The organism is Actinophytocola sp. (genome assembly GCF_049647105.1).
In the GTDB taxonomy this organism is placed as follows: domain Bacteria; phylum Actinomycetota; class Actinomycetes; order Mycobacteriales; family Pseudonocardiaceae; genus Actinophytocola.
Genome location: NZ_JBARWZ010000210.1, coordinates 21,786 through 27,902 on the forward strand (window position 1 = coordinate 21,786; position 6,117 = coordinate 27,902).

At 69.5% G+C, this 6,117-nt stretch carries 7 protein-coding genes; all 7 read right to left on the bottom strand.

The genetic code is table 11. From position 1 onward, the window contains the following. Positions 1–28: 28 nt before the first annotated feature. Entirely contained in the window at positions 29–985 is a 957-nt protein-coding gene (locus WBA97_RS24785; RefSeq protein WP_424233310.1) for a hypothetical protein, read from the bottom strand. A 242-nt stretch (positions 986–1,227) separates the two neighbouring features. Continuing rightward, positions 1,228–3,513: an FtsK/SpoIIIE domain-containing protein gene (locus tag WBA97_RS24790; protein ID WP_424233311.1), complete on the bottom strand. Its 2,286-nt coding sequence runs from the start codon at positions 3,511–3,513 to the stop codon at positions 1,228–1,230. A gap of 13 nt (positions 3,514–3,526) precedes the next feature. Continuing rightward, positions 3,527–4,840 (bottom strand): hypothetical protein, encoded by a 1,314-nt coding sequence (locus WBA97_RS24795; protein WP_424233312.1) that lies wholly within the window; start codon positions 4,838–4,840, stop codon positions 3,527–3,529. Continuing rightward, positions 4,837–5,289 (bottom strand): hypothetical protein, encoded by a 453-nt coding sequence (locus WBA97_RS24800; protein ID WP_424233313.1) that lies wholly within the window; start codon positions 5,287–5,289, stop codon positions 4,837–4,839. The genes WBA97_RS24795 and WBA97_RS24800 overlap by 4 nt, the downstream gene beginning before the upstream one ends. After that, positions 5,286–5,465: a hypothetical protein gene (locus WBA97_RS24805; protein WP_424233314.1), complete on the bottom strand. Its 180-nt coding sequence runs from the start codon at positions 5,463–5,465 to the stop codon at positions 5,286–5,288. The genes WBA97_RS24800 and WBA97_RS24805 overlap by 4 nt, the downstream gene beginning before the upstream one ends. A gap of 38 nt (positions 5,466–5,503) precedes the next feature. Then, positions 5,504–5,665 (bottom strand): hypothetical protein, encoded by a 162-nt coding sequence (locus tag WBA97_RS24810; RefSeq protein WP_424233315.1) that lies wholly within the window; start codon positions 5,663–5,665, stop codon positions 5,504–5,506. Then, a partial coding sequence (locus WBA97_RS24815; protein ID WP_424233316.1) for an NUDIX domain-containing protein occupies positions 5,665–6,117 on the bottom strand: 453 nt, incomplete at its 5' end. The genes WBA97_RS24810 and WBA97_RS24815, both read right to left, overlap by 1 nt.

The window sequence follows — 6,117 nt, forward strand, 5'->3', positions numbered from 1 at the left end:
GTCAGGAGGTCGGCCGGGTCGTTGCTGGTCATCGGTTCCCCTCCTGGTCGTCCTGGTCGGTGACCTTCCCGACTTGGAAGGCCACGACCTCCCCTTGTCCGGCGACGTTGTTGGGTCCCATCTGGACGGTGAAGCCGCCGGGACCGGTCGTGGTGTGCCGGGAGGTTGCGCGGTGTGCCTTGTTGCGGATGGCCTCCATGCGGGCGGCAACGGCGTCGGGGATGTCGTTGCCTGCCTGGGAAGTCGAGCTGCCCATGACCACGAAGTCGCCGTGGACGACATCGGCCTGACGACCGACCGTGGCTCCGGGCGCGGCGTAGTTGATGACGCGCACGGTCGGCCCGGTGGAGTGTTCGGTGGGCTCGGTGGGTGGCGTCACGTCCCCCACGGCGTCCGGGCCGGAGTCGTTGCCGGGCATGGGGTTGTCCTCACTGGCGACAGTCGCGTTCTCGCCGTCGTGGGTGGTGTCCCGGTTGGTGTCGGGGTTGTCGTCACGTCCCCACTCGGTGGGTGCGGCCGTCGGAACCGGTGAGGTCGAGACCATCCACACCCGGTCGTTCTCGTCTCCGGGGAACTCGTCGTTGGGGAACTCGTCGCCGGTGTAGTACTCGACTTCGCGGCGGCCCGAGGACCGCGTCACGTCCCCCCGTGCCCGTGTGCGCTCACGCGGTGTCTGGGTGCGCGCGGTCCGCGTGTTCCGTGCGGTCCGCCGCTGGGGCCGCGGCTTCCGCCCGGGTTCCTGGGTTGCCGGGTCCGGCGTACGCGGGGTCTCGTCGGGCTGGTGGGGCGTCACGTCCCCTCCTGAGGGCTGGTCGGGGTTCACGGCGGTCTCCTGGCCGGTGGCGGCGGCGGGGCCGGTCGGTTCGGTGGCCGGGGCGGCGGTGGTGTCGCCGCGTCGGCGGGCGCGGTAGCTGCGTGCGCGTTTCGCGGCGGCGGCTTTGCTGGTGCTCGCGCCGCGGCAGCGGCGGCCTCCTGATCGGCACATGCGGGGTGGTGTCCTTCCATGCGCCACGTCCCCACGCAATCACTGTGTGTAGTGACGGGTGGGCGTGGTTCGGTGAGGGAGGGAGGCGGGTGGGTGCCTCAAACTCCCGGGTTTCTGCTGTTTTCGCCGGTCAGCCGGGCGGGGTCCCTCGCCTCCCTCGCGAGGGGTTTCCGCTGTTCACGGTGAGGGATGTGGGTGAGGGAGGGGGTGAGGGAGAACTCCCTCACTCCCTCATGGCTCCCTCAGTCGCTTCCCTCGGTTTCGGCGGTGTCGTACTCACTGTTTTCGTCACGCTCTGCGATCGCTTCGCGGACGCGGGCGCGGCTGACGACCTGGACACCCGCCTTGCCGTTCACGCGGGACTTGTACGGCTTGGCGGACTCGGGCAGCGCCTTGTGCAGGTCGGTGAACGTCCAGCCGGAGTACTTGGCGCGGGCCAGGTGGGTGAGGCGCTGCAACACGTCCTGCGTGCGCATCCGTTCCTGGTCGCCCAGGACGGCGGCGATGTCGGCCAGCGGGTCCCGCGCCACCGGCTCAGCAACCGCCGTGGCGGTGATGCCACGCTGGTCACGGAGCTGCAGGGCGCGTTCGGTGACCCGGTGCGCGTCGGCCTGGCCCACGTAGAAGGTGCGGAGCAGGCCGGGTTTGCCGGTGAACCCGCGCTGCATGCAGGTACCCACGTCACCGGGGCCGTCGTCGGTCTTCGGGGTGAGGCCCACAGCGGAAATGCCCTGCTTGTAGCTGCCAGAACCGAGCACCGCGTCGTTGCCCTGGTGGTCACCGATCGCGTAGCACGCCTTGTTGCTGGCGATGCTGATGAGCTTGCGTGGCAACGCATCCTTGCTGGGTTCGGGGGTCAGGAACATCAGGGTGATCGCGTACTTGCGGGCGCTGGACATGAGTTTCGCGGCGACCTCGATCGCGGCGGCACCGTGCTTGCCGATGAACAGGTTCTGGCACTCGTCGATCACCATGATCCGGGGGCGTAGCCGGTCGTCCTTCTCGGCGAGTTCCCTGGTCACGGCACGTGCGTCGTGCTCCTTGAGGGCTTGGCCGCGTACCGAAATCTCCTCGTAGAGACCGGCCAGCATGGCAAGGCAGGTCTCCACGGTCTCCTCACCAACCCCGGTGGTCAGCGACCGCAGACGCCGCGCCATCGGCTCGTAGTCGGCGTTCTCTGCCATGACCACGACATCGATGTCCACCAGCGGATCCAGCATCGCACCCAACAGCAGCGTGATGACCATCGTGGACTTGCCCGAACCCATCATGCCGCCCAGCACATAGTTCGCCTCGAACAACCGGCCCCGGACCACATCGCCCTTGACCGTGACCCCAACCGGCACACCCTTGAAGTAATCGCAGGTCACGTTGTCCAGGTCCGCCAGCAGCGGCCACGGATCGACCGGCCCGGACAACGCACCCGGCTTGGCGACCCACAGGTCCAGCACCGACGGGCGGGGTTCGGTAGGCCACACCTCGATCGGGAACCGGACCAGGTTGTGGGCCAGCATGTTTTTGCGCTTCACGATCTCCTCGACCGGGCAGGCCGGGGGCAGGTCAAGCTGAGCGCGCCAACCCTTGCCGTCAACGTGCGGAACCTCCTGGAACTTGACCCGCCACCCTTCCTTCAACGCCCTGGTGAAACCCGGGATGTTCAGGTTGCGCAACGCGTTGACGATGGTGTTCTCGTCCGGCAACTCGTCCATCACGTCCCCCTCGCCACCTGCGGCAACAGGCGCGAGCCATGCCGGCACTTCCGCGTGCTTGCGGCCCTGGCTGTACAGGTAGAACAAGGTCGCCGTGGTGGCGCCGGTCAGCATGAGCACGCCGTAGGCGGTGACGAACCACACCGTGAACGCGATCGCGTCCAGCACCGCGCCGATCGGGCCGATCACGTCACTGAACTCGCCCGTGTTGATGGCGGTGATGATGCCGATGACCAGCAGGAACAGGGAAAACCCGAGAATGGCCAGGGTGCCGTACTTGATCCACAACCACGGGTTGAGGAACGTCATCCAGTCCATGACCCTGCGGTGGCGGCGGTCCTTCTCCGCCACGTCGGCTTCCTGCCAGTACCGCACCGCTTCCTGATCCCCTGCGGCTTCGGCGGCACGCATCTGCCGCTCGTAGCGGCCGACCCCGTGCGCGTCACGCCACCGCCGCCACACGATCCCGGCGCCCGCCACCGGGTAGGCCAACAAGTGCCGGGCCACGGTCCTGGTCCGCTGGTGCGTCACCGCGGTACGCGCGCCCTTGTAGACGGTCACCACGTCACGCTGGTAGCCCTTCCACCGCTCCAACGCTGCCTGCTTCTGCCGCGCGTTGTACTCCGCCGCCGACACAATCTCGCCCTCGAACACCGGTCCGGTGTGCTCGATCGTGGTGCGGTCGACGACCTCGATCTCGGTGCCTGGTTCGGTGCCGGGTTCGGGGTGGTGGTGGGGCAGGTACCGCACGTTCGACACCTCCTGTGCCTGTCCGGTCTTGTCTCGATCGTTGACGTGGTTGTCGTGCTGGTTGTTCATGTCGATTCCCCGGTCAGTCGGTGTGGTGGGCGTCGCGGAGCTGGCGGGCACGGCCCGGGGAGCAGCGCAGCGCACGCCGGATCGACTCCGCCGAGGAGAGGTTCACCGCGCTGGGATCGGCCTCGATCAACGCGGCCAGTTCCGCGCTCAGGTCCTCGATCGATCGGGGAGCCCTGCGAACCGGCTTGCGGACCGGCTTGCGGGTCTTGCCCGGCTTGCGTACGCCTCGATCGATCGAGGTCGATTCCCGCTGGCCAGCCCGCGAACCATCAGCATCGTCCGCACTGTGGTGATCGGGGTTGAGGGTGCCGACTCCGCCACCGGCCGCAGAGGCGGTGTGGCCGGGTCGGGCGCCCGGGTAGGGGTCGGTGGTGGCGATCAGCTCGGCGAGTTCACGGTCCAGGTCGTCCCACTCGTTCCCCTGGTTGTGGGTCGCGGTCGTGGCTGGGATGCCGGGCAGGGTGATCGTGGTCAGCCGCCGACCCCGGCGCCATGGCGTGATGGTGCGGCGGGTGAGGCGGTAGGTGCCGGGCCGGAACACCAACCGCGCCGTACCGGTGTCATCCAGTTCCGCGACAGCGGAGGCCACCGCTGCCTTACGGATACGGGCGACTTTCGCCGCGGCTTGCCGCGCGATCCGGTCGGTGTCGCGGTCCGCGCGGCCGCGGCGTGGTGCGGCGGTCACGAGCTGGTGGGCCATCACCCCGGCGACGCTCGCGATGGCCATCACCAGCCCGGCCGTGAACCGCGGCACCTGCGCAGCGTCTTCGATCAGTTCACCGACCGGCCCTGTCGGGGCGGCGGTGAGGCCGTGCACGAAGTTCAGCCCGGCCGCCACCGCCGCGAAGGACCACACCCCGGTCTGCAACGCCCACACCGGCCGGTCCTGCCCATCCCGCGCACTGCGGTCCCGCACCACGTGCACGGCGAACGCGAACGCCCACATCCCCAGCTCGGTGATCACCGGCAACGCATACCCGGCAGGCCCGGCGTAGACGTGGTGCCCGAACTCGGCCATCGCCGGGACCGCCATCACCGCCGACACCACCGCCAGCGGGTAGATCAACAGATCCACCACATGCCCGGCCGCCCACACCCGCAGACCCGACCACCGGGCCTTCCACCGCGCCGCCACACGGTCGCGCCGCACGTCCCGGTCCTTACGCTCCTGCCGCGCCCGCGCCACCGCCCGCGCCTCACGGTCGGCCTCCATCTCCGCGCGAGCACGTGCCCGGGACCGCTCAATCTCCACCGCCGCCATGGCGTCCTGGCGACGCTGCTCCGCCTTCGCCGCCGCGTTCAGCCGCTGCTGCTCCTGCCAGCTCACGCCACACCCCCACTCCGGCGCACCACGCCACCATCCACCGAGCCATCCACCGAGCCACCGTCACCGCTGCCCGCCACCACATCGGCGTCCACCACACCGGTGTCCGGAGCGGGGCCGTCCCGCGTGGTGTCCACATCGGACGACTCCGCCGTCACCGCTGCGGCGCCGTGACCGGCGTTGAGCGCGGCCAGTTCCCGGGCGGACCGGACCGTGTGGACCCTCCACCCGGCACCGACCACACCCGACACCAGCAACGCCCACGGCGACACCGCCACCGCCACGACCGCAGGCGCGGTCACCCCAGCCAGTTCCGGCAGGTGCCAGCCGATCCAGGACGCCACCCGCGTTGCCCGGCCCGGCGTCGGGACCGGCACCGACAGGTCGGTCCACCACGCCGGGAAGCTCCGCCCGCTGGCGCTCACCCTGCTGTTGTTGCTGTTGTTGCTCATCGGTTTCCCTCCCCGACCCCAGAAGCCGTCTGCGTCTCGGTGTGTGACACCGCGCTGGTGACCGCACGGTCCACACGCGCCATCGCGGACTCCAGCACCACCACCAACAACCGCACCGGCATCCGCACCAAAACCAGCAACACGAACACCAGCAGCGCGGCCACGAACTTCGTCAACGCCCACGTCCCGTACTGGGCCAAAACATCCGTCGCGCTCACAGGTTCCGGCCTTCCCGCTTGGCGGTCACACAGGCCGGGCACGTCGAGGTGAACCAGTCAGCGGCCCGCGAGGTCTGGTACGTCCTGCCACACCACGACACGAACCCGGTGCTGAGCCAGAAACCCCGCTTCACGATGCAGGCGTATTCCTTGGGCATCAGGCCACCGCCTTGACCGCGTCCCACACGATGAGGTTGTGGTCGAACGCCAGCGCGGCCGTCGACAGGTCGTCGACCGGCACCCACTGCGCGGCGACCGCGTCATCGGCGGCGGTCGGCGTGAGCAGCCGCGGCGCGTACCCCGCGTAGGCCACCGAGATCACCCGGCCACGCGGATCCCGTCCCACCGCGTCGTACACACCGACCAGCACCATCCGGGCCGGGGCCGTCAGGCCGGTCTCCTCGGTCAGCTCCCGGCGCGCCGCCTGCTCGAACGTCTCGCCCGGGTCGACGTGGCCACCCGGCAACGCCCAGCACCCGGCGAACGGGTCCCAGACGCGTTCGATCAGCAGCACGTGCAGGGCGCCGTGCTGGTCGTGGGCGAACAGGACCACGTCCGCCGCGAGCGTGAACGAGGGAATCGGGTTTTCCGGGGCTACCATCGTGTTCTC

Coding starts and splice junctions, on each gene's coding strand:
- WBA97_RS24785 (WP_424233310.1), bottom strand. CDS start 985: ATGTGCCGATCAGGAGGCCGCCGCTGCCGCGGCGCGAGCACCAGCAAA.
- WBA97_RS24790 (WP_424233311.1), bottom strand. CDS start 3,513: ATGAACAACCAGCACGACAACCACGTCAACGATCGAGACAAGACCGGA.
- WBA97_RS24800 (WP_424233313.1), bottom strand. CDS start 5,289: ATGAGCAACAACAGCAACAACAGCAGGGTGAGCGCCAGCGGGCGGAGC.
- WBA97_RS24810 (WP_424233315.1), bottom strand. CDS start 5,665: ATGCCCAAGGAATACGCCTGCATCGTGAAGCGGGGTTTCTGGCTCAGC.